The sequence below is a fragment of the Vreelandella piezotolerans genome (assembly GCF_012427705.1).
Taxonomy (GTDB): Bacteria; Pseudomonadota; Gammaproteobacteria; order Pseudomonadales; family Halomonadaceae; genus Vreelandella; species Vreelandella piezotolerans.
Map to the genome: position 1 here is coordinate 1,927,521 of NZ_CP048602.1, position 22,265 is coordinate 1,949,785.

Below are 22,265 nucleotides of genomic sequence, written 5' to 3' on the forward strand. Positions count from 1 at the left end.
CTGACAGCCGCGGCTATGCCGCGGCGCCTTTGTTTGTTGACGTGCTGCTGGCATCGCTTTTCGCGCTACCGGAAGCTTGTCCTTCAGCAGCAAGATTCTTTTTGCTGCCTGTCTTGAAATCAGTTTCGTACCAACCGCCACCCGCTAAGCGGAACCCGGCTGCAGAGACCAAGCGCTCCAGATCATCTTGCTGACATGCAGGGCAGCTTTTTAACGGATCTGCGCTAATTTTCTGAAGTTTTTCCATGCGATGGCCGCAGGCCTTGCACTCGTACTCATAGATGGGCATGTTGATGGCTCCTGAAAAAGCTCAACTCCAACAGGTTTCGTCTTGTCGGTATCGCGGTTCACCCGACGTTATCAGGCTGACAATATGTGGCCTGCCAGGATAAATTCCAAGACTGCGGTCGATAGAGCGGTCATTATACCCTTTTGTGCCCCCTGCCGAGCAAGGCCAAGCGGCTTTCGGCAATGAATGGAGAACATGCAATGCCCAACGCGGTCATACTGGATGCCCAAAGCCTTGGCCCAGACATCGATTTGACGGCGATTCGTAACGCTGTCACGCACTTAGAGATCCATCAGCAGAGCACCACGACGCAAGCTCGTGAACGCTTGGTCGAAGCAGAGATCGCGATCGTCAACAAGGTCAAACTCGACGCCGACACGCTCGCTCAGCTACCTTCTTTGCGACTCATTTGTGTGCTGGCCACTGGGCTGAACAACATCGATCTGGAGGCCGCTAAAGCGCATAACATCGCCGTCAAGAACGTCTCGGCCTATGGCACAGCCAGTGTCTCGCAACATACCCTCATGCTCATGCTGTCATTGGCCAATCGCCTCCCCCGCTATCAAGCGGACATTGCCGATGGAAAATGGCAGGACAGTGACTTTTTCTGCTTGCAGGAACATCCCACACTGCAGTTGTCTGGCAAGCAACTGGTCATGGTCGGCCAAGGGGAACTGGGGTCTGAAGTGGCACGTTTAGCCGAAGCCTTTGGTATGCAAGTCACGTTTGCCGCCCGACCCGGCAATGAGCACAACGATCAGCGGCCGTCCTTGGACGAACTGCTGCCCACCGCCGACGTCATCAGCCTACACTGTCCGCTGAACGAGGCTACGAAACACCTTCTCAACAAGGAGCGTCTTGCCAAGGCCAAGCCGTCACTCTTGATCGTCAACTGTGCCCGTGGCGGCATCATCGACGAAGTGGCGGCGCTCGAGGCCCTTCGTAACGGGGACATTGGTGGGTTAGCGGTCGATGTGCTGCCTACCGAGCCGCCCAAAGACGGGCATCCGCTCCTCGATGCTCTGGCAAAAGCAGAACCGCTCAATTTGATCGTAACGCCTCACAACGCTTGGATAACGCCTGAAGCACGGCAAAACATCGTTGGCCTCACTGCCGACAATATCCGCGCTTGGCAAACCGAGGCTCACTAACTTTTTCACCCAGTGCCAGTAGCACGTATCTAGTAGGTCGAGAAGTGGTCAGGGGCGTATTGGTTCTCGAGTGTCTCCAGCGTGACATGAGTGACCTGCGCCCCTTGTGGACCTTGCCATAGCCATTGACCAAGCTCTGAGACGGCCGCAACCTGGCCACACATGAGCACTTCCACACGACCATCAGGCAAGTTTTTCGCATAGCCGGTGACGCCTCTCAAGAGTGCTTGCTCTTGAGTAGCACGGCGATACCAGACGCCCTGCACTTTTCCCGTTACGAATGCACGTACACAGCATTGAGCCATCGTCCACTCCTTAACATCAAAGCAGTTCTCGCTTGACCAGCACGGCGCTATTGCGTGGCACTAGCGGACGTCCACGGCGTAACAGCAGCGAGCGCGTAAAAGCAGCACCAAACAGCAAAATAAGCGAGCTATAGTACACCCACAAAAGAATCATGACGACGGACCCCGCCGCTCCATAGGTCGACGCCGTCGCGGTATAAGCCAAGTAGATCGCAATCACGCTGCGCCCAATGGTGAAAAGCACGGCAGTGACGACAGCGCCAATCAATACATCCTGCCAGCGTAACACGACATCCGGCAGTACTTTAAAGATAGTGGCAAAGAGTAAAGCGACCATGGCCAGTGAAATCAAAGATTCTGCGGTCGTCGTCAGTAGACTTGCGAAAGGGAGAAGATCATTAGCAGCGTGAAGCATCCCTCTGAGCATGACACCGAGCACAAGCGAGACGAGCAGAATAAAGCCAATCGAAAGTACGACGGTCAGCGAGAGCAGTCGGTTTTTGATGAAAATAAATGCACTGTTACTGGTCGGTTTAGCGGTCACTCCCCAAATGGTATTGAGCGAGAACTGCATCTGGGCAAAGACGGTCGTGGCACCGACGAGTAACGCAATAAAGCCAAGTAAGGTCGGCAGGATACCCGACTCTTCAATGCGCGATTGCGCCACGGCTTGCTCGACCGCCAAGGCCGCATCCACTCCTAAAGTGCCTTGTAATTGGGCGACAATTTGGCCCTGGGCGGCCTCTTCTCCTAACACCACACCAATCACGGTAACGGCAATGATAACCGTCGGTGCGAGCGAAAACAGCGTATAAAATGCCAATGATCCGGCATAACTGAACGCATTGCGCTCGAGCCATAACGACGTTGCATCCTGAACCACGTTCCACCAAAACGTGAGTGTCTTTTTAATCATAGTGTTTCCCTTCAACGCAGTGTATAGCGTTCTTTTGCAACGCCGGTCTGACAACGAATGAATAAGCATACCTAATCAAAGCGTTGAGCGCAGTCATGATTGCATTGCAGGGATGTAGGGTGGCGATCATAATGGCACCGCTCTATTCTTCATTTTCCGCAATCAGGAAATGCGATGAACTCAGATGCAGCCCGATCTGCCACATCTTACGACTTTGATTGCTTAGTGTTCATAGGTCGATTTCAGCCACCCCACTTGGGGCATCTGGCCATTATTCGAGAAGCGCTCAAAAAAGCGCGCCAAGTGATCGTCATGGTGGGCTCATCCTGGCAAGCACGGTCGTTACGCAATCCCTGGCATTTCAATGAGCGCCAATCGATGCTTCGCTCAGGATTTGACGATGCGGACAATCAGCGGCTTGAAATCACTCCCCTGTTGGATGCGCTTTATAACGATGATGTGTGGGTGAGAGACGTACAGCGCAAGGTGCGCGATCTGGCTACCCCCGCCAATGCACGCTTACCGCGCATTGGGCTCATTGGTGCGAGTCGCGGCCAATCAAGCTACTATCTCTCGCTTTTCCCCCAGTGGGAGTCCGTCAGTGTCCCGTTGGTCGAAGGTATTTCAGCTAGTCACATTCGTGAGCGGCTGTTTCGTTCCCCTGGCTCTACCGATGACTACTTGAGTACCGGTGCTTACCATGACTTGCCACCCGGCGTCGTAGAGAGCGTCAGAGATTTTTGCAAAGGAAATGCTTACCATCGGCTGCTGGAAGAGCAGCAGCTTCTAGACCAATATCGTCACGCCTGGTCCCAGGCACCCTATCCGCCTATTTTCGTCACGGTGAACGCTGTTGTCGTTCAGTCGGGTCATGTGCTGTTAGTCAAGCGTACGGCGGCGCCGGGCAAAGGATTGTTCGCCCTCCCCGGTGGTTTCATCAACCCCCATGAGCGTTTGCTAGATGCTTGCTTGCGTGAACTTCGCGAACGGCTCCGGCTGAAAGTACCAGAGCCCGTTTTGAAAGGCTCGCTAAAGGGTCAGCGGCTGTTCGATGAGCCACACCGCAGCTGGCGAGGTCGCACGTTGGCCGAGGCGTTTTACTTTGCTTTGCGGCCCGACCAGCAGTTGCCCCGCCTTAAACCCGTCAAGGGCGGCGATCACGCACGCTGGGTGGCGCTTGCCGACCTGGAGCCCGAAAGCCTCTTTGAAGACCATTTTTTCATTATCCAAAACTTCCTCGGCCTGCCCGCAGATTTTGGCTCTCTTTAGAGCTACACGTTTAGGCCTGCAAGAAATCACGCGGCAGTTTCATCATCTGCCGCCACAGCCGCTCTACCCCCGGCTTGTGCACTAGCGAACAGCGATAGAGACGTATTTCTAGCGGTATATCCCAACTCTCATCCCCAGCTCTCACGAGCTTGCCGGTTTTTAACTCGTCGCGTATACAAAAATCAGGTATCCAAGCAACACCAACGCCTTGTAATACCATGCCCTTCAAACCTTCGGCCATCGCCGTCTCATAAACGGTTCGAAGTTTCATTCGTAATGGGTCATTTTTCAGCAGCATGCGCACGCTGCGGCCTAGAAAGGCCCCTTGGGTATAAGCCAAATACGGAATCGAGCTATCACGCTGCAGCGAAAATAGCGGCTTACCCTGCGTATCAGGTAGCGAGACGGGCAACATCTTGACCTTACCGATGGAGAATGATGGAAAGACCTCTGCATCTAACTGCATCGTCGCGAAAGGGTCGTAGTAGGCCAGCATCAGGTCGCAGTTACCCTCGCGAAGCACATGAATGGCTTCACCGACATTCATGGCGACCAAGCGCGTCGGCAACTCCCCCAGTCCTTTTTGCAGTCTTGAGATCCAGGGGGGGTAGAAACTCAGCGCGAGCGAATGCGCCGCGACGATGTCCAGCGCTTCGTTGGCAATCGACAAGCCGCGTAAATGACTCAACGATTCATTAAGCTGTTCGACTAAATTGCGTGCAGTCACCAAAAAGAGTTGCCCTTCCGAGGTCAACCCAATGGGGGTGGTGGATCGATCCACCAGGGTGACGCCAACGGCCTGCTCCAAGGCCCTGATACGCCGACTGAACGCGGGCTGGGTGACATGGCGCTGTCGGGCAGAGGCTGAAAAACTCCGAGTGTTTGCAAGGGCGACAAAGTCTTCCAGCCATTTTGTTTCTAGGTTCACCCATGTCTCCTATTGTTTGTTCGTTGAGAGTTTCGTCCGTTGGTGACGCTGAGACTCTATTGCACGGGGGCCATTAAATAAGCAGCGCGAGAAACGACCTTTTTCCACATAGGTCGCTGGCTCACTTCATCGAGCGTTACACGGCGACACCTTGCAAAATCGGCTTCTAACATGGTGGCCACATCGGCAGCAAAATCAGCACTTGGCACGAATGCCGTAATCTCAAAATTTAGCCGAAACGAACGATTATCTAAGTTCACTGTGCCGACTGTTGCTGAAGAGTCATCGATGAGCATGATCTTTTGGTGCAAGAACCCAGGTTGATAACGGTATATTTTTACGCCTGCCCTTAACATGTCAGGCAAAAACGAAAAGGCGGAAAGAAACACCAGTAAATGATCTGGCCGTTCTGGAATCATCACACGTACATCAACACCACGCATGGCGGCTAGTCGTAGCGAGTCTTGTACGCCTTGATCGGGTACGAAATAGGGACTTGTAACCCAAAAGCGGTGATTGGCACTATGAATCAGCTGCTGTACGAGTAACCCTGCGGTATCCTGCTTGTCGGCTGGGCCAGAAGGCACGATGACTACTTGCTGATCTTGCTGTGGGTGGCACTCTGCATGCCAGTTCAAGGTAATGACGTCTCCCGTTGCCCAGTGCCAATCTTCCCAAAAGGCTTCTTGTAATCCCAACACGCAAGGGCCTTGCACGTTTAAATGGGTATCTCGCCAAGGGCCATGTTTGGCGCTCTTACCTAGATACTCGTTCCCCACATTGAAGCCGCCAATCCACCCTTGCTTACCATCTACTACAGCAATCTTGCGATGGTTTCGGAAATTGAGCTGGAAACGGTGTTTGAGTCCGCGTGACGAACGGAATGGCGATACTTCGACGCCGCTTTCTCTCAACTCGTTAAAGTAGCTGTCGTTGAGTTTACGGCTGCCAATTTCGTCATACAGAAAATAGACGCGCACTCCTCGCTTGGCCGCCGCGCTCAATTGTCGAAGGAGCTGTCGACCCAACTCGTCGTCACGGACGATGAAGAACTGGATGAGCAGGTAGTCCTGCGCTTGTTCGATACCTTGGAACAAACTCTCGAACGTTGCTTTGCCATCGATCAAAAGCTTGGTGCTATTGCCCTTCGTCAACGGCATCATGGCCAACTGCTCGACGGCCTGTATGTCGGTATTGTTAGAGTGTGCAACGTGAGGTTTTACGTTATGCCTATAACGTACGAGCACCCGGCGCAGTACCGAATCGCGAGCGCCTCTTGCGGTCACATAACCATAAAAACGTGGACGACCAAATAGCCAGTAGGCAGGGACTGCGGCGTAGGGAAACGTCAGTAATGAAATGATCCACGCGACTGCACCTTGTGACGTGCGACTCGACATCAGAGCCATCACGGCCGAGATCATACCCAGCACGTGAATCAACATAATCCCTGTCCCTAGCAACCAAGAGGTCATGGGCTATTCCTCAACATCCGTTAGGTCTCACGACGTCGCTCCATACACAGGAGCCCCGCTAAAACGGGGCTCCTGTCGTGATACAACGTCTATTGCATCAGCCTATCACGCTTTTTCAGCAATGATCTCTTTCCATTTGGCCGGACCGGTCTGGTGCACCGATGTGCCTTGGCTATCCACCGCAACGGTAACGGGCATGTCTTCCACTTCGAATTCGTAGATGGCTTCCATTCCTAGGTCCTCGAACCCTACGACCCGCGATTTCTTGATGGCCTGCGCCACTAAGTAGGCAGAGCCACCCACCGCCATGAGATAGACGGCTTGGTTATCACGAATCGCCTCGATGGCAGCTTGACCACGCTCGGCCTTACCCACCATGCCCAATAGCCCCGTCTCCTCCAACATCGTACGGGTAAATTTGTCCATTCGCGTCGCCGTCGTAGGGCCAGCCGGGCCGACCACCTCGTCACCCACCGGATCGACCGGCCCAACGTAGTAGATGAAACGACCTTTCATATCGACAGGCAGCGGCTCGCCTTTGGCGATCATATCGACCATGCGCTTGTGAGCCGCATCACGGCCCGTGAGCAGTTTACCGTTCAATAACAGCGTGTCGCCAGGCTGCCAGGTTTTCACTTCCTCGGGGGTGACGGTATCCAGATTGACACGCTTCACGTTGTCGCCCGCTTCACGGGTAATTTCCGGCCAGTCTTCGAGCTTAGGCGCCGGTAAGGCCACAGGGCCGGATCCGTCCAGCGTGAAATGGGCGTGGCGGGTAGCGGCACAGTTGGGAATGATCGCCACTGGCTTGTTCGCCGCGTGGGTGGGGTAATCTTTGACTTTGATATCCAGCACGGTGGTCAAGCCCCCCAGCCCCTGCGCGCCGATACCACTCTTGTTCACCTTGTCGAATAGCTCGAGACGCAGCTCTTCGGCACGGTTGCTGGCACCGCGAGCCTGTAGTTCTTGGATATCGATAGGGTCGAGCAGCGCTTCTTTGGCAATCTCCATCGCTTTTTCAGCGGTGCCACCAATCCCAATACCCAGCATGCCCGGTGGGCACCAGCCCGCCCCCATTTTGGGAAGCTGCTCCATTACCCAATCGACTACGCTGTCGGAAGGGTTAAGCATGGCGAATTTCGATTTTGCTTCGCTACCGCCTCCCTTCGCGGCCACATGGATGTCGACTTTATCGCCCGGCACGATTTTATGGTGGATGATGGCGGGCGTGTTGTCTTTGGTGTTTTGACGCTTGCCGTCCGGATCGGCCAGAACCGAGGCTCGCAATACGTTATCCGGCAACTGGTATGCACGACGCACGCCTTCGTTGACCATGTCGTCAAGGCTCATCTCGGCGTCCCATGTGACGTTCATGCCCACATGTACGAAGACCGTCACGATGCCGGTGTCTTGGCAAATCGGGCGGTGACCCGTAGCGCACATGCGGGAATTGATCAAAATCTGTGCGATGGCATCTTTGGCTGCCGGGTTCTCTTCCCGCTCGTAGGCCGCCGCCATGGCGTCAATGAAATCTTTGGGATGGTAGTAAGAGATGTACTGCAGAGCATCGGCAACGCTTTGGATCACGTCGTCCTGGCGAATCACGGTCATGGATTAACAGCTCCTCGGTTAACGTCTAGGCTGCAGCCTTGGCGGCCGTCTAAGTGTGCGGGAAGTATACCGTATTGAGGCCCAAGGCGGCAGCCAATCCAGTGGGCTACGCGCTTTGTTCACTTAGCTCTTTGGTAGGATTATGAATCATCAAAATTGAGATAACGGTATAAAATTTACGGCGAAGGAGGTGGCTGACACCGAGGGCACCAATAGAGTCGCCGTGACCCTATTGTCGTACGCTCAATCACATAACCACAGCGGTGGCACGATAATCCGGCACGCTCGAACACGCTGAACCGCCATTGGCGGCGAGACTCACCAGAGGCAACGGCTTGTTCGATCCACGCGTCCTGATTGGTGACACCTGCTGTTCGGTAAGCCGTGCGGGTAATATCGATGATGCGCGACGACAACACCGCTAGCTGCTCACTCGTGAGGTCACAAGGACGCTGCTTGGGATGCAACTGGGAAAAAAAACAGAATCTCAGAACGTAAGTAGTTACCCAGGCCGGCGACCAGCCCCTGGTCGAGCAGTAGTGCTCCCAAACTTCTGCGCCTAAACGCCGGTAACAAAAGACGTTGCTCTACGTCGGCAGCACTGACTTGCTGGCTCAGCAAGTCAGGTCCTAAACGGGATAAAAACGGATGATGCGCCAGCCTGTCCTCTTCCCAAAGCGAAACGTCAGAAGCACTGTATAAACTGGCAGCACGCCCTTCCGCCACCAAACGAACTCGTAAGGAGCGCGACGTATTGGGTGGCTTGTCGTCAGCATGCAGTTTCCATACGCCATAAAGCTGGTTGTGCGAGTAAAGCACACGACGGTCGGCAAACCGAATCAGCATGGCTTTTCCCCACGAGTCCACTGCCGACACCCTGACACCGATCAGCGAGCTGGCTTGACTGGCAAGCTCGGGAAAGGCGAACCAGGCATCCTCGAGAATTTTTCCACCAATCTGCTTTTCAATGCGATCCGCCGCTCGGCGGATCTCGGGACCTTCGGGCATCGGTTATCCTAGCGCCAGCTGTTTTTCTTTCATTTGATGCAGCTGGTCGCGGAGCCGGGCAGCCTCTTCGAACTCCAGGTTTTGCGCTGCTTCGAACATGGCATCTTCGATCTTGCTGATGGCGGCCAGAAGCTCCTGCTGGTTCATGGACGCCACATCGTATCCGCCTGATGGCTCAGCCACTTTACGCTCGCTACCCTTACGGCGATTGCCCTTTTTACCCGGCGTTTGGGCCGCTTCGAGGATGTCCGCCACGGAGCGCGTGACCGTTGTGGGCGTAATACCATGCTTTTCATTATGCGCCATCTGTTTGGCACGGCGTCGCTCGGTCTCATCGATCGCTTTACGCATGGAATCGGTGATTCGATCACCGTACAGAATCGCCTTGCCGTTGGCATTGCGTGCGGCACGACCAATGGTTTGGATCAACGAGCGTTCAGCGCGCAGGAAGCCTTCTTTGTCGGCATCCAAAATGGCGACCAGCGATACCTCAGGAATGTCCAACCCTTCCCGAAGCAGGTTGATACCCACCAGGACATCGAACTTACCCAGCCGCAGGTCTCGGATGATCTCGACACGCTCGACCGTATCGATATCGGAGTGCAGGTAGCGCACCCGGATATCGTGCTCGTCGAGGTAATCCGTCAGGTCTTCCGCCATGCGCTTGGTCAGCGTTGTCACCAGCACGCGCTCGCCAACGGCGTTACGTAAGCCAATCTCCGACAGCAGGTCGTCCACCTGCGAACTGGCCGGGCGCACTTCGATCTGCGGATCCAACAAGCCCGTTGGTCGCACGACCTGCTCGACGATTTGACCTGCGTGCTCGGCCTCGTAAGGCCCAGGTGTCGCCGACACGAAAATCGTTTGGGGTGAGATCGACTCCCACTCCTCGAACTTCATCGGCCGGTTATCCAACGCGGACGGCAAGCGAAATCCATACTCCACCAGCGTTTCTTTACGCGAACGGTCGCCTTTGTACATCCCTCCCACTTGAGGCACGCTGACGTGTGACTCGTCGATAAACAGCAGCGCATCATCCGGCAAGTAGTCGAAAAACGTGGGAGGCGGCTCGCCAGGAGCACGGCCTGAGAGGTAGCGCGAGTAGTTTTCAATCCCGTTGCAGTAGCCCAATTCGAGCATCATCTCGATGTCGTAGAGCGTTCGCTGCTCTAGCCGCTGAGCCTCTACCAGACGCTCGTGATGACGCAGCCACTCCAAGCGCTCTTTGAGCTCGGCTTTGATGGCGTCGATAGCTTCAAGAATGGTTTCTCGGGGCGTCACGTAGTGGGACTTCGGGTAGATCGTCATGCGAGGTACTTGACCACGAACATCGCCGGTCAGCGGGTCAAACAAACGAATAGAGTCGATTTCGTCGTCGAACAGCTCGACGCGCACCGCCTCTTCGTCCGAGTCCGCTGGAAAAATATCGATGACATCGCCCCGCACGCGGTAGGTACCGCGACGGAAATCCATATCATTACGGGTGTACTGAAGCTCGGCCAAACGGCGCAAAAACGCACGCTGATCGATCAGTTCACCGCGTGTAAAATGAAGACGCATCTTCAAGTACTGATCGGGGTCCCCCAAACCATAGATCGCCGATACGGAAACGACGATCAGCGCATCCCGACGCTCTAACAGGGCTTTAGTAGCGGACAAGCGCATCTGCTCGATATGGTCATTGATCGAAGCGTCTTTCTCGATGAACGTATCTGAAGAAGGCACGTAGGCCTCTGGCTGGTAGTAGTCGTAATACGAAACGAAGTACTCGACGGCGTTATCAGGAAAGAACGACTTGAACTCCCCGTAAAGCTGGGCTGCTAGCGTTTTGTTGGGCGCCATGACGATCGTGGGTCGTTGCAACTGCTGAACCACGTTGGCCATAGTGAAGGTTTTACCCGAACCGGTGACACCAAGCAGCGTCTGATGGGCAAGCCCGGATTCCAAACCGCTAATCAACCCGCGGATGGCCGCAGGCTGATCGCCCGCAGGCTGAAATTTTGACTGCAGACGAAATTCCTTGCTCATCTTTGCTCCTATTGGTGAATGGGCCTACACGGTGTGGGTGGCTATCTCGATCGTCGCCTGGGTCATCAGGCGTTGGATCGGGCAGCGATGGCTTATCTCCTCCAGTTTAGCGCGTTGCTCTGGAACGCTGATGCCATGAAGCTCTAACGTCACGTCCAGCTTGTAGTGACCTTGGCGTTCGCCGCTGTCATCGCGCTGCACTGTGACGGTCACCCCTTCCAACGGCCACTGCTTACGTTTGGCGTACATTTGGACCGTGATCGCCTTGCAGGTTCCCAGCGCAATATCAAAATAGTCATGGGGATCTGGAGCGCTTTCATCTCCTCCTACCACCGTAGGCACGTCCGCGAAGAGGTCATCCATGCCGTTGACCTCGACGCGCTGACGAAAGGCGATATTTCGTTCACTGATCACCACGATAGGCAGATGCATTTACGATACCTTGATGCGCAGGTTGAGTTTTTCAATGGCCTTGATGAGAGCGTCTCGTTTCGCGCGCCCCTCCACTTCTGCACCATAGCGCCCCACTTCAGCGCTATCGACGCCATCCAACATCATCAGAGCGGTGGTAATTTTGTTGACTTGTTCTGCGGTGGTAACACCCTGAAAACTCAATGATTGAACTGCCATGAAACGTCCTTTTGAGGAAAAGTGTTTGCCTAGGTTGCGTCGTGGTAACCGGCAACGACCATTACCTATGCAAACCTGATACAGAATGAAGAGTCTAGCATGCCGTCAAGGCCTTGCAATCCAACAAGTCTGCCCACATTTTGATAAAGATCGACGATGCTTACCCACAATGTTCAGGAGCGACCATGACCATGGAGAAGACGCCGCCCTCTAGTGCCGTACGTTTGGATCAATATGCTGCACTGGATATCAAAGGGGCCGATGCGGAGAAATTCTTGCAAGGTCAAACCAGCGCGCAAGTGGGATTGGCAAACGGCTCGTTTGCGCCGCTTACCTGTTTTTGTACCCCAAAGGGCCGCATGTTGGCCAACGGACAGCTGTGTAGGCTCGAGATGAATCATTATCGGCTGATTCTCGACGCCTCTCTGGCGAATGATCTGGCCAAACACCTGAACAAATTTGCCGCTTTTTACAAAGCGGAGTTATCAGTGGCACAAAACATCATTTTCGCAGGCGCCAGTGAGTCAGCCGAAAACTTGGCCTATTGTCTGGGCGTGACGTTGCCAAAGCAGCCCTACACCCACGCCACTAGCACGTCTGGCACGGTGCTACGCCTCCCAGGGTCTCCTCGTTGGCTATTCATGTTCGAAGAAGAGCCTCAAAATCTCTTGACAGACAGCGAGGCATTGCTCAACGCCTGGAAGCTGTCAGATATCCGTAGCGGACTGGCGTGGCTCACGGCCGCTCAGCAGGACCAGTTCCTACCACAAATGCTGAATTGGGAAGCGTTGGGCGGGATTAGTTTCAAGAAAGGGTGCTATACCGGCCAGGAGGTCGTTGCCCGCGCCCATTTCCGCGGCCAAGTCAAGAAGCGCCTCGTGCACGCCCGCGCGCACACTGCCTCGCTGCCCGAGCTGGGTGCCACCCTAATGGATGAGAGCGGTAAATCGTTAGGCGAAGTCGTCAGCAGTGCAACCAGCGATGATCAGCACATCGAGCTTCTGGCCGTAATGAATACCAAGGTGATGGAAGACGGCGTGACCGTCTATTGGCAGACAACACCTCTTACCTTGCAGGCGCTTCCCTATCCGATCGAGCGCTTGGACCCTGAGCAGATAGCCGCTCAGCTTGCTCAGAACTGATCGTCTAATGCAAACAGCCGGGCGGCGTTGGCACTGCTCAATGCCGCCACGGTTGCGAAGCGCTGTTTTCTCAACTCTGCCACTACCTTCGCCACCTGCGCCACGTGCGAAGGTTCGTTGCGCTGGCCTTGGTAGCCACTTAACGGCATATCGGGGCTATCGGTTTCCAGCACGAACCCATCATCAGGCAATTTTGTCACTACGCGGCGTAACTTTTGAGCACGCTCATAGGTCACCGCCCCCCCCAATCCCAGCATGTAGCCCATATCCAAAAACTTGGCGGCCTGTTCGTAGGAGCCAGAAAAGGCATGAACGAGCCCTGCCCTTGGCAACGCTTGTTGGCGCAACCGCTGACTGACTTTGTCATTGGCCTTGACGCAGTGAACCACGACCGGTAGACGGCTTCGCTTGGCGATAGAAAGCTGGGCATCGAAGTAGTGCCACTGAGCGTCCAGACTATCAATAAAACGACCATCGATACCGCACTCACCAATCGCCACCGGCCGGTCCTTAGGCGCCCCCTCGAGCTGCTGGGTGACCAGCGCCTCGAGAGCCGTCAAATCATCTGGGTGATGGTGCTCAATGAAGTAAGGATGAAGCCCGAGACAGATGCGGACATCGTCACGCTCGCCGAGCGCCAGCACATGCGGCCAACGCTGCCGCACCGTCGCAGGCACGATGAAGCGGCAGACGCCCACGGCCTTCGCAGCGGCGATGACGGCATCACGGTCCGTCTCGAACTCCGCAACGTCCAAATGACAGTGGGCGTCTATCAGCATCTATCCCCCTTGCGGATATTAATGCTCGCGGGTTGGCTGGAAACGAATGTCTGGCCAGCGCTCCTGGGTCATTTGCAGGTTGACCCGCGTCGGCGCGATGTAGGTTAGATAGCCACCACCGTCGATAGCCAAGTTGGCGCTTGCCTTACGCTTGAACTCTTCGAGCATTTTCGCGTCGTCACAATAGACCCAGCGTGCGGTTTGCACATTGACGCCCTCGTAAAGGCAGTCGACCTTGTACTCCTCTTTCAAACGGTGGGCGACCACATCGAACTGAAGCGTACCCACGGCCCCCAGAATCAGGTCGTTGTTGTCCATCGGCATGAATACCTGCGTAGCGCCCTCTTCAGAGAGCTGCTGCAGGCCTTTTTGCAGCGCTTTCATCTTGAGAGGATCCTTTAGGCGAACCCGCTTGAAAAGCTCAGGAGCGAAATGAGGGATCCCCGTAAAGCGCATATCTTCACCGACGGTGAACGTATCGCCAATCTGAATCGTGCCGTGGTTATGTAAGCCGATGATATCGCCAGGCCACGCCTCCTCTACCTGAGAGCGGTCCGAGGCCATGAACGTCAGGGCATCGGCGATCTTGACGTCTTTACCAATGCGCACATGGCGCATTTTCATGTTCTTTTCATACTTACCCGAACAGACGCGCAGAAACGCAATGCGGTCACGATGATTCGGATCCATATTGGCTTGAATTTTGAAGACGAAACCAGTGAATCGCTCGTCTTTCGCGGTCACTTCGCGGGTATCGGTCTCGCGAGGTTGTGGTGATGGCGCATGCTCAACGAAGCCATCCAACATTTCACGCACGCCAAAGTTACCCATGGCGGTACCAAAATAGACCGGCGTTAGTTCACCACGACGATAGGCTTCTAAGTCGAATTCGTGAGACGCGCCGCGCACCAAATCGACCTCCATGCGAAGCTCTTCGGCTTGCTCCTCGCCCAGGATCGCGTCTACCTCAGGGTTATCCAATCCCTCAATTCGCTTATCCTCAGGAATACGGTTGCCTTGCCCTTGCGTGTAAAGATGGATGACATCATTGTAGAGGTGATACACCCCTTTGAAATGGCGCCCCATCCCGATCGGCCACGTCATCGGCGCACACTGAATATTGAGGACCGTTTCGACCTCATCCATGACTTCGATGGGATCGCGTATATCGCGATCCATTTTATTGATGAACGTCAGAATGGGCGTCGTGCGCAAACGACATACTTCCATCAACTTGATCGTGCGATCTTCGACGCCTTTCGCGCCGTCGATGACCATCAGCGCAGAATCCACCGCTGTCAGGGTACGATAGGTATCTTCGGAGAAATCCTCGTGACCCGGCGTATCAAGCAGATTGACGATACGGCCGCCGTAAGGAAACTGCATCACGGAGGTAGTGACCGAAATACCGCGCTCCTGCTCCATCTTCATCCAGTCGGACGTTGCGTGGCGATCATTACGTTTACTTTTCACCGACCCCGCCAGCTGAATGGCATTCCCGAACAGCAGCATCTTTTCTGTGATCGTGGTTTTGCCGGCGTCAGGGTGCGAAATAATCGCAAAAGTACGGCGCAGCTCGGCTTCGCGCGCTATTTGGGCGTCAGACATGGAGTTCTCTAAGAAGGTGCAACGTGATGACTTAAAACTTGGCGCCAAATCCTCGACGCAATAGGCCTATGGTAACGCAAGTCGCCTACAACGGCATACCACCACGTGAGTAACGTCCAGTGCACAAAAAAACGCCGACAGTGTCGGCGTTTGGGTCTATTGAGGCAAGCACTCAACAAGAGCAAGCGTTAGGCGTAGGTATTCACTTGGGTGCCCACGCTACCCTCTTGAGCAAGGTTCGGCTGAGCACCGGTGTCAGCAGAGGCCAACACTTCAGTGATTTGCTCAGCTTGAACGTCCAGAGCCTCGCGGAACATTTGCATTTGCGCTTGCTCAGCGGTTTGCGCCTGATTCATGTACAGCGCTGTGCTGACGGCATTACTTGCAGCTACATCCATACTACACCTCGCTCCTATAGATGACATTCATAGCCTAGCAAACCCAAACCGACGGAGCCATGTTTCTCCCGCGTGATTATGTAAAGACGTGCGACAAGGCGTTTAAAAGCGATCCGCACGGAAGGGGCTCATATCGATGGCCGTTGGTTTATTTTCCATCATATCCGCTAGTAATTGGCCAGTCGCAGGTCCCAGAGTAAATCCTTGGTGGCCATGGCCAAACGCAAGCCAAAGGCCGGGATGGCGCGGTGCTGGGCCAATGACGGGTTTCATGTCCGGCAGGCATGGACGAGCCCCTTTCCATGCCGCACTGTCCTTGCGTTCCCCAAGTGGAAAGATCGAGCGCGCGACTTTCTCAGCAGCGCCCAACTGCTCTTCATCGGCAGGGGATTCAAGACGGTCCAGCTCCGCGCCAGTGGTCAAGCGCACTCCCGCATTCATAGGTGCCAGCAAATAACCAACTTCGGCATCCATCAACCAGTAATTCAGCTTCGCTTCTGGCTGAGTCGCATAGTGCATGTGGTAGCCGCGCTTTACGAACGTTGGGAAATGGTAGCCCAGCGGCTTCATCCACTGGCCCGCCCACGGCCCCAAGGCCATGACGACTTGATCTACCTCTAACGACGCTGCGTTGGTCGTTACGGTCCAGCGCTCACCGTGCTGGGTGACGCCGGTAATATCGGCCTGTAACAACTCCCCACCCATGGCCTCGAATGACGTCGCATACGCCGCCACCAGGCCACCGGGGTCAGCAACGGTCCAGGGGTCGAGCCAGTGAATGGCACCAATAATGTCATCACCAAGCTGCGGTTCTTTAACGCTTAACGCAGCGCGGTCGAGCACAGCAAATTCGACGCCATAGAGTTCGCGGGCCTCTTCAGCTTCTTGAATGCGTTTATCGAGCTTCGCTTGAGTGCGATATATCTCCAACCAGCCCTCCTTACGCACCAAATGATCGGCCTTTGCCGCTTCGATCATCGGGCCATGGGCGTTTAGGCAAAGCTGAATCAGTGAAGCGTACTCGGGCACGATTTTTTTATAAAGCCGAGATGAGGAGTGGTGCCAGTAGCTCAGCAGCGGTGAAGCGGCATTGACCATTCCGGCGGGCCGGTAACGGATATCGACACGACGATTAGGCAACACGCTAAGGATGGTCTTCATATCGCGAGGAAACGGATAGGGCCGAACCGCCTCTCGCTGAATGATGCCCGCGTTACCAAACGAGGTTTCTCGGCCAGGTTGGCGACGATCGACCAGCGTGACTTGATGGCCACGTTTCTGCAGCTGCCAAGCAATACTGACCCCTACCATGCCTGCCCCCAACACCACCGTTTGACGCGCCATTTTGATGCACTCCTTTCTATCTGGATATTGTTCAGACTCATACTGTGAGCAGCATGGTTAACATATTGAAAAATATCACCAATCAAACCGCATTTGCACAGTCATAAAAACTGTTTTATCTATCATTTTTAGTCATTTATCACGCTTAAAGCGCAATAAAGGATGACTTCACTATCTGCGGCACAACAATTGCTTCATTACCATTAACACTACCTGAGCCACTCCATCGTTATGGACACTTTTAGGCTGGACGCTGCGTTCATGAGAAGCAACTCGACATTCTTTGCACCCCCTTCATGTCTGCGATGCACCAAAACAGTACAAGGAAAACACCATGGCCGATAGCTTCGACTCCACCTTGATCGACACGCTTTGGGTGCTATGGGCGGCAGCGCTCGTCTTCGTCATGCAAGCAGGTTTTCTCTGTTTGGAAGCGGGCACTACGCGCACGAAAAACGCCATCAACGTAGCAATGAAGAACTTGGCGGATTTTGCTATTGCCGTTAGCGTTTTCTGGCTAGCCGGTTTCGGCATGATGTTTGGCATTTCGCAAATGGGATGGCTAGGCAGCTCCCTGTTTGGCTGGCAATTGGAACCTACCAACGCATGGCTCATGACGGTCTTCGTCTTTCAGGCCATGTTTTGCGCCACGGCCGCTACCATCGTTGCAGGCGCCGTTGCCGAGCGCATGCCCTTCCTTGGCTATTTATGGACCGCCTTTTGGATTGCCCTATTGATTTACCCGGTGTTCGGCCACTGGGCCTGGGGCGGCTTACTGGGAGGCATGCCTGGCTGGTTGGCCACACTTGGCTTCATCGACTTTGCCGGGGCGACCGTGGTGCACAGTGTTGGCGGCTGGGTAGCCCTCGCAGCCGTAATCGTCATTGGTCCGCGCCAAGGGCGCTTTCAGATCGATCATCCCCCCACCGCGTTTCCAGCGGGGAACTTGCCGCTGGCAATGCTGGGGGCGCTCTTCATGATACTGGGTTGGTTTGGATTTAACGGTGGTAGCACACTCGCGCTGAATAGCTCCGTGCCTGGGATTATCGCCAACACCATGCTGGGTGCCGTAGGCGGCATTTTATCGGCCCTGCTGGTGGGCTGGCGGGTGCGCCGCTACGCCGATGTCATGTATGCCATCAACGGGGCCATCGCTGGTCTGGTGGCCGTCACGGCAGGTGCTCATGCGCTGTCACTCCATGCCGCCTTTTTACTGGGTAGCGTAAGCGGCGTGCTGATGGTACTGGCCAGCGAATGGCTGCTGAAAAAGCGTATCGATGATGCAGTAGGCGCCATCCCCGCTCATTTGGTTAGCGGTGTGTGGGGCACCCTCGCCCTTCCTTGGTTCGCGGACATGAGCAGACTCGGCAACGATGTTAGCCGCATGGAGCAATTTGGGACTCAACTACTCGGCGTGTTGACCTGCGGCCTTTGGAGTTTTGGCATGGCCTGGATGCTGTTTCGCATCACACGTCGCTTTCTTCCTCTGCGGGTCTCTGAGGACGCGGAAAAAATGGGGCTCAACCTCGCCGAGCATGGCGCCAAGAACGAACTCCACCAACTCCTCGAGCATATGCGCCAGCATGAAAGGCAGGGCGATATGCGCCAGCGGATCGAAGCGGACCCGTTCACCGAAGTAGGCGAAATCGCCGCTAGTTACAACCGTGTATCAGCGGCGCTGGAACGCGCAGTGGGACATACGCAGGTCATGCTGCGCAACCTGCGCGATGGTGTCATTACTTGGCAAGCCGATGGAACACTGACGGGACTGAATCCCGGCGCAGAAGCACTGTTCGACGTGGACGCCGAACAGCTGGTTGGTCGTCCGGTGACCACGCTGCTTCCCCATACCCCCCTCGCCCCTGGCGCTAAGCATGAAATCAAGCTTCGACTGGAGGACCAGCAAGTGCGTTACTTGGAACTCCAAATAAGTGAAGGTGCTATCGGCTCGGCTTCAGAGTGTTCTGGCATGGTGCGCGACATCACCGAGCGCAAGCAGCTTCAGGAGCAGTTGAATAGAGAGCGAGACTTGGCCCGTACCACGCTAGCGTCCATTGGCGACGGCGTGATCACCTGTGATGCCAGCGGTAACATTACCTTTATCAATGGTGAGGCCGAACGGCTAACAGGGTGGACGCTCACCGAAGCGACGAACAAACCGATTCACACCGTTTATCAGCTTCGCGACGAGCTGAGCGACGAGCCCATCAGCAATCCCGCGCGACAGGTATTGACCCAACATCGTGCGGTGCATTTCAGCGAGCATTGCCAGCTACTGCACCATAGCGGCAAACGCGTGCCCATTCAGCACAGCGCTGCCCCGATTCGTTCGAGGGGTGGCCTGACTCTTGGTGCCGTGGTGGTGTTTCAAGACGTTAGTTTGACCCGACAACTTTCGGAACAGCTCAGCTACCAGGCGACCCATGACAATCTGACAGGGCTCCTCAATCGGCGAGCCTTCGAGACGCTGATGACCAAACTGCTCACCCAGGAGGAGAAGCACCACCACGTGCTCTGCTATCTCGATCTGGATCAATTCAAGATCGTCAACGATACCTGCGGACACCTGGCGGGGGATGAGCTTTTGCGACAGATAGCGTTAAAACTGAAAGCACACGTTCGGGATAGCGATACGGTTGCTCGTCTAGGCGGGGACGAATTTGCGCTCGTCTTGACTCACTGCCCGATGAAGAAGGCCAATATCATCTGTGAAGCGATTCGTCGCGATATCGAACATTTTCGCTTTGCATGGCAAGGCCACACCTTTGGCATTGGCGTTAGCATCGGCTTGGTCGCGATGACGCCCGAGCACGCCATGCGTCTGTCGGACATACTCCACGCCGCCGATGCTGCGTGCTATACCGCCAAGGAAGCGGGTCGAAATCGTCTTCATTGCTACCAACCGGACGATCATCTGCTACTAGAGCGTCATGGAGAGTTGCAGTGGGTTCAGCGGCTGCAAAATGCCTTGGATAACGATACATTTCGCTTGTTCGCACAGCCTATTACCGCGGTTAACGGTCATCACTCAGGCTATCGAGAGATCTTGCTGCGCTTGGAGGAGAACGGCACACTGATCGCTCCTGGCAGCTTTCTACCTGCCGCTGAACGCTATCACTTCATGCCCCGCATCGATCGCTGGGTGGTGCGCAATACGCTCGCCTGGCTGAGTGACCGCCATCGCTGCGCTGAGGGAGATACCATTGGCCAGTGGGGGATCAATTTATCGGGGGACTCCCTATCAGACAGCGATTTTTGTCAGGAGCTGATACAGCACGTGCGTGGTGCCAGTCTGCCTGACGGCACCCTATGTTTCGAAATTACCGAAAGCGCTGCGATTGCACAGCTCTCCAAGGTGAGCGAACTGATTCAGTCGCTCAAATCTCTAGGCTGCCGATTTGCCCTCGATGACTTCGGCACCGGTCTCTCTTCTTTTAGCTACTTGAAGCAACTCTCCGTCGACTACCTCAAAATCGATGGCAGCTTCATCCGCAATATTCATACCGATCCTATCGATCGCGCGATGGTAGAAGCCATTCATGCGGTTGGGAAAGCTCTGCACATCGACACGGTAGCCGAATACGTCGAACATCAATCGACATTGGACACGCTGCGTTCACTGGGAATCGATTACGCGCAGGGGTATTTACTGGGTCAACCGGAGCCCATCACCGTGACAGCGGAGGGACGGATAAAAGTCATGCCGAGATAAACAAAACGGCCGAACAAATAAGAAGAAGCACAAAAAGGAAGGAGAAGAAAAGAGGGAAAATATGAGAGGCAAGAAAACAGCGATCAGGTTAATGGGGTGGATGATGGGGATCGAACCCACGACCACCGGAGCCACAATCCGGGGCTCTACCACTGAGCTACATCCACCACAACCTGTAAAACAATACGCTTGTTCGTCAATGGGGTGGATGATGGGGATCGAACCCACGACCACCGGAGCCACAATCCGGGGCTCTACCACTGAGCTACATCCACCACTGACGAAAGCGCGCTTGATAACATCCGACTGGAAAACAAACACGGATACGTATTTGATTGGCACGCCCAGCAGGACTCGAACCCGCAACCTACGGCTTAGAAGGCCGTTGCTCTATCCGGTTGAGCTATGGGCGCACATGATGTATCCAAAGAATACGGATGAGCACTTGACCACAACCAAAATTTGGAGAAGCAGATTAACACCTTCCGTTTTAGGCAAGTGGTCGGGATGGAGGGATTCGAACCCCCGACATCCTGCTCCCAAAGCAGGCGCGCTACCAGACTGCGCTACATCCCGATTGCTTGCTTTAGACGCTGCTGCGTGTCCCGTCTCAAGCGAGGCATATATTACTATTTCTGATTTTAAAGTCAACACTTAAAGTGATTGATTCGCTGGGCGCTTTGCCTTGATGTCCTACCATGCGAAAATCGCCTTCTCTTTAAAACGCGCCTTGTCGTCGGCGCTTGTCATTGCTTCGCTTTTAAACCGCATAGGGATCTCATTACATGACCGCCCAACTCATCGATGGTAAAGCCATCGCCGCTAATGTCCGTCAACGCGTGGCCGATCTCATCGCGGCGCGCCAGCAAGCGGGCGCTCGCGCTCCCGGACTAGCCGTTGTCGTGGTCGGCGAGGACCCCGCCTCTCATGTTTACGTCAACAACAAGCACCGTGCCTGCGAACAGGCAGGCATCCTCTCTTTTCAACATGCGCTACCTGCCGACACCTCGCAAGAAGCGCTCGAGACGCTGGTGGACCAATTAAACGCTGATCCCACTGTCGATGGCATCCTGGTTCAGTTACCGTTGCCAGCCCATTTGGATGCTCGACCCATTCTCGAACGTATACGCCCAGATAAAGATGTCGACGGCTTCCACCCCTACAACTTGGGTCGACTGGCTCAGCGACTCCCTTCGCTACGCCCCTGCACGCCCAAAGGGATCATGACCATGCTGGCCCAAAGCGGTGTCGAAGTGCGCGGACTCGATGCCACCATCGTAGGCGCTTCCAATATCGTTGGTCGCCCCATGGCGTTGGAACTCATGTTGGCGGGCTGTACCACGACGGTATGTCACCGCTTTACACAAGATTTGGCCAGTCACGTCAGCCGCGCTGACTTGGTCGTCGTCGCCGTGGGCAAACCAGGTATCGTCAAGGGTGAGTGGATCAAACCGGGTGCAGTGGTCATCGATGTAGGTATCAATCGCCAGGCAGATGGCACTCTCGTAGGTGATGTAGATTTTACCGCCGCTGCCGAGCGCGCTAGTCACATCACGCCTGTTCCGGGGGGGGTGGGCCCCATGACGGTCGCCACACTGTTAGAGAACACGTTAGAAGCGGCTGAACGCCACGACCAGCAATCGTAAAGACCGAATGCCCTTCGATTGTACTC

General features: G+C 55.0%; 18 protein-coding genes, 4 tRNA genes and 1 pseudogene. 5 read left to right on the forward strand and 18 right to left on the reverse strand.

The window, feature by feature from the left end:
- Window positions 1-13: 13 nt before the first annotated feature.
- On the reverse strand, window positions 14-289 hold the full coding sequence (locus GYM47_RS08845) for an FmdB family zinc ribbon protein (protein ID WP_139527544.1): 276 nt from the start codon (window positions 287-289) through the stop codon (window positions 14-16).
- A gap of 200 nt (window positions 290-489) precedes the next feature.
- Between GYM47_RS08845 and GYM47_RS08850 the strand changes: the two genes are divergently transcribed.
- On the forward strand, window positions 490-1,440 hold the full coding sequence (locus GYM47_RS08850; protein ID WP_153843336.1) for a D-2-hydroxyacid dehydrogenase: 951 nt from the start codon (window positions 490-492) through the stop codon (window positions 1,438-1,440).
- 29 nt (window positions 1,441-1,469) lie between these two features.
- Here the strand turns inward: GYM47_RS08850 and GYM47_RS08855 are convergent, their stop codons facing one another.
- Entirely contained in the window at window positions 1,470-1,745 is a 276-nt protein-coding gene (locus tag GYM47_RS08855; protein ID WP_139527540.1) for an acylphosphatase, read from the reverse strand.
- Between the two features lie 16 nt (window positions 1,746-1,761).
- Entirely contained in the window at window positions 1,762-2,661 is a 900-nt protein-coding gene (locus tag GYM47_RS08860) for a YihY/virulence factor BrkB family protein (protein WP_139527538.1), read from the reverse strand.
- A gap of 174 nt (window positions 2,662-2,835) precedes the next feature.
- On the opposite strand from GYM47_RS08860, the gene GYM47_RS08865 reads away from it, so the two are divergent.
- Window positions 2,836-3,930, forward strand: a complete 1,095-nt coding sequence (locus tag GYM47_RS08865; RefSeq protein WP_139527536.1) for a bifunctional nicotinamide-nucleotide adenylyltransferase/Nudix hydroxylase — start codon at window positions 2,836-2,838, stop codon at window positions 3,928-3,930.
- A 10-nt stretch (window positions 3,931-3,940) separates the two neighbouring features.
- Here GYM47_RS08865 and GYM47_RS08870 read toward each other — a convergent pair whose 3' ends face one another.
- From GYM47_RS08870 to GYM47_RS08900, 7 genes and pseudogenes are all read right to left on the reverse strand, one after another.
- A complete protein-coding gene (locus tag GYM47_RS08870; protein ID WP_139527535.1) occupies window positions 3,941-4,858 on the reverse strand; it encodes a LysR substrate-binding domain-containing protein in 918 nt (305 codons plus the stop codon).
- Window positions 4,859-4,914: 56 nt separating this feature from the next.
- Window positions 4,915-6,333, reverse strand: coding sequence for a cardiolipin synthase (gene cls, locus GYM47_RS08875; RefSeq protein WP_153843337.1), 1,419 nt, complete (start codon window positions 6,331-6,333; stop codon window positions 4,915-4,917).
- A gap of 105 nt (window positions 6,334-6,438) precedes the next feature.
- Window positions 6,439-7,944, reverse strand: a complete 1,506-nt coding sequence (locus GYM47_RS08880; RefSeq protein ID WP_139527531.1) for a fumarate hydratase — start codon at window positions 7,942-7,944, stop codon at window positions 6,439-6,441.
- A 176-nt stretch (window positions 7,945-8,120) separates the two neighbouring features.
- Window positions 8,121-8,952, reverse strand: a pseudogene (gene nei / locus GYM47_RS08885) (endonuclease VIII).
- Window positions 8,953-8,955: 3 nt separating this feature from the next.
- Window positions 8,956-10,980, reverse strand: a complete 2,025-nt coding sequence (gene uvrB / locus GYM47_RS08890) for an excinuclease ABC subunit UvrB (protein ID WP_139527527.1) — start codon at window positions 10,978-10,980, stop codon at window positions 8,956-8,958.
- A gap of 24 nt (window positions 10,981-11,004) precedes the next feature.
- Window positions 11,005-11,412, reverse strand: coding sequence for an OsmC family protein (locus tag GYM47_RS08895; RefSeq protein WP_153843338.1), 408 nt, complete (start codon window positions 11,410-11,412; stop codon window positions 11,005-11,007).
- Window positions 11,413-11,610, reverse strand: coding sequence for a hypothetical protein (locus GYM47_RS08900; protein WP_139527524.1), 198 nt, complete (start codon window positions 11,608-11,610; stop codon window positions 11,413-11,415). It abuts the gene before it with no gap.
- Between the two features lie 185 nt (window positions 11,611-11,795).
- On the opposite strand from GYM47_RS08900, the gene ygfZ reads away from it, so the two are divergent.
- Window positions 11,796-12,752, forward strand: coding sequence for a CAF17-like 4Fe-4S cluster assembly/insertion protein YgfZ (gene ygfZ, locus GYM47_RS08905; RefSeq protein WP_139527522.1), 957 nt, complete (start codon window positions 11,796-11,798; stop codon window positions 12,750-12,752).
- Here ygfZ and GYM47_RS08910 read toward each other — a convergent pair.
- From GYM47_RS08910 to GYM47_RS08925, 4 genes are all read right to left on the reverse strand, one after another.
- Window positions 12,743-13,531 carry a TatD family hydrolase gene (locus tag GYM47_RS08910; protein ID WP_139527520.1) on the reverse strand — a complete coding sequence of 263 codons (789 nt, stop codon included), beginning with the start codon at window positions 13,529-13,531 and terminating at the stop codon, window positions 12,743-12,745. The two genes, ygfZ and GYM47_RS08910, sit on opposite strands and share 10 nt — an antisense overlap.
- Window positions 13,532-13,549: 18 nt before the next feature.
- Window positions 13,550-15,139, reverse strand: coding sequence for a peptide chain release factor 3 (locus GYM47_RS08915; RefSeq protein ID WP_139527518.1), 1,590 nt, complete (start codon window positions 15,137-15,139; stop codon window positions 13,550-13,552).
- Window positions 15,140-15,327: 188 nt separating this feature from the next.
- Window positions 15,328-15,537 (reverse strand): putative motility protein, encoded by a 210-nt coding sequence (locus tag GYM47_RS08920; RefSeq protein ID WP_139527516.1) that lies wholly within the window; start codon window positions 15,535-15,537, stop codon window positions 15,328-15,330.
- A 102-nt stretch (window positions 15,538-15,639) separates the two neighbouring features.
- Window positions 15,640-16,881, reverse strand: coding sequence for an NAD(P)/FAD-dependent oxidoreductase (locus GYM47_RS08925; RefSeq protein WP_139527513.1), 1,242 nt, complete (start codon window positions 16,879-16,881; stop codon window positions 15,640-15,642).
- A gap of 334 nt (window positions 16,882-17,215) precedes the next feature.
- Between GYM47_RS08925 and amt the strand changes: the two genes are divergently transcribed.
- Window positions 17,216-20,593 carry an ammonium transporter gene (amt, locus tag GYM47_RS08930; protein WP_139527511.1) on the forward strand — a complete coding sequence of 1,126 codons (3,378 nt, stop codon included), beginning with the start codon at window positions 17,216-17,218 and terminating at the stop codon, window positions 20,591-20,593.
- A 92-nt stretch (window positions 20,594-20,685) separates the two neighbouring features.
- Here the strand turns inward: amt and GYM47_RS08935 are convergent.
- The 4 genes from GYM47_RS08935 to GYM47_RS08950 all read right to left on the reverse strand — a co-directional run bounded on the left by GYM47_RS08935 (window position 20,686) and on the right by GYM47_RS08950 (window position 21,169).
- A tRNA-His gene (locus GYM47_RS08935) sits at window positions 20,686-20,760 on the reverse strand.
- A 33-nt stretch (window positions 20,761-20,793) separates the two neighbouring features.
- Window positions 20,794-20,868: transfer RNA gene (locus GYM47_RS08940), tRNA-His, on the reverse strand.
- 61 nt (window positions 20,869-20,929) lie between these two features.
- Window positions 20,930-21,006: transfer RNA gene (locus GYM47_RS08945), tRNA-Arg, on the reverse strand.
- An 86-nt stretch (window positions 21,007-21,092) separates the two neighbouring features.
- Window positions 21,093-21,169, reverse strand: a tRNA-Pro gene (locus tag GYM47_RS08950).
- Between the two features lie 209 nt (window positions 21,170-21,378).
- On the opposite strand from GYM47_RS08950, the gene folD reads away from it, so the two are divergent.
- A complete protein-coding gene (gene folD / locus GYM47_RS08955; protein ID WP_139527509.1) occupies window positions 21,379-22,239 on the forward strand; it encodes a bifunctional methylenetetrahydrofolate dehydrogenase/methenyltetrahydrofolate cyclohydrolase FolD in 861 nt (286 codons plus the stop codon).
- Window positions 22,240-22,265: the final 26 nt, after the last annotated feature.